The following is a 1,668-nucleotide window of genomic DNA, read 5'->3' as shown; positions in this document are numbered from 1 at the left end:
GGCCGAGGCGCGTTCGGCGCTGAGCGCCGCGCTGCGCGACCCGGCCGGCCTGCTCGCGCGCAAGGTCGCCGCGCGCCGGTCGATCGCCGCGAACACGGTGGTCGACCTGCCCGGCGACCGGCTGCTGCAGCAGAGCGTCGAGTGGAGCAAGCAGAACCTCGCCGACTCCGTCCAGCAGGCCGACGACCTGCACCTGCGGGCGACCGAGGAGGGCAGGTCGTACCCGGCGTCAAAGGGCACGCTGGCCAAGGCGCGCTGGATCGGCGCGGGCTGGCCGGACTACCCGTGGATCTTCGGCACGGACGGGGAGTTCACCGCGTTCGCGACCGTCGCCGCCGGGCAGTTCTCCGCGATCGAGGATCATCTGCGCACGCTCCGCGACGTCAGCGACGTCGTCAACGACAAGAGCGGCAAGGTGGTGCACGAGGTCGTCTCGGACGGTTCGGTGTACTTCGGCGCGAACGACGAGGCCGGCAACACCGACGAGACCGCCAAGTACCCCAGCGCGGCCGCACTCGTGTGGCGCTGGACCGGCGACCGCCGGTTCCTGGACGACGTCTACGACTTCGCCAGGCGGAACATGCACTACGTGGTCGAGAGGCTGGACGCGGACGGCGACGGCTGGCCCGAGGGGCTCGGCAACGTCGAGCGGCCCGGCATGGGCGTGGAGAAGCTCGACAACACCGTCTACACCGTGCGCGGCCTGTACGACCTGGCCGACATGGCGCGGGCGAAGGGCGACACCGCGACCGTGACCTGGGCCACCTCGCACGGGGACGACCTGGTGAAGCGGTTCGACCAGGCGTGGTGGTACGGCGGCGACACGCACCAGTTCGCCGACTCCCTCGACGACCCGGACAACCCCGCCAACGACAACACGAAGATCTTCCAGCGGCACTGGATCGGGCTGACGCCGCTGGACGCCGAGCTCGTACGGTCCGGGCAGGTGACGCGCCCGCTGGCCACCGACGCCCACGCCCGCGAGGTGCTCGACCAGCGCGAGCGGCCCTGCTACACGGGCGACAACGGGCTGTACCACACCGGCACGGGGCCGACCTCCGCCGAGGGCGGCAACAAGGGCCCGGCGTGCGACAGCGCCGTGTCGAGCGTGCAGAGCGACCGCGAGGCGTTCACCATCAACACCGGCATCATGGCGGTCGCCGAGGGCAACTACGGGCGGCTGGCGCAGCAGCGCCGCTACACCGACGACAACGCGCGGCAGCAGCTCGACCCGTCGCTGTACGAGATGCCCGGCGCGATGCCGGAGATCGTGCCGAGCCCGGACTTCGACCCGCCGAACATCGACCGGCCGGAGACGGGACGCTCCATGGTCCTGCAGGCGTGGGGCGCGTACGGCAACCTGTGGCCGGTCGTGAGCCAGCAGCTCGGCGTCGCGCCGGACCTGGGACGAGGCCGGCTGGAGATCGTCCCGCAGGTCCCGCCGGGACAGCCGAGCGTGGCCGGCCGGAACATCCGCGTCGGCGCGGGCTCGGTGGACGTCTCCGCGTCGGCGTCCGCGACGTCGCTGCGCACGGTCGTGACCGCACGGGCGCCGGGAACCCGCCTGCTCATCGGCCAGGTGCTGCCCTCTGGGGCCGCGGTCGCCTCGGTGACGCTGAACGGCCGGCCGGTGCGGTACGAGGTGCGGCGGACGGCGCGCGGCGGCGA

The 1,668-nt window shown here is 72.7% G+C and carries 1 protein-coding gene; it reads left to right on the top strand.

The genetic code is table 11. From position 1 onward, the window contains the following. The coding region (locus ACFFNX_RS49370; protein WP_378213402.1) for a glucosidase family protein at positions 1 to 1,668 on the top strand (1,668 nt) is incomplete at both ends.

This window comes from Actinoallomurus acaciae (assembly GCF_042429965.1).
GTDB lineage: Bacteria > Actinomycetota > Actinomycetes > Streptosporangiales > Streptosporangiaceae > Actinoallomurus > Actinoallomurus acaciae.
The sequence above is the reverse complement of the archived record's forward strand: the minus strand, read 5'-3'. Positions and strand labels throughout refer to the sequence as shown.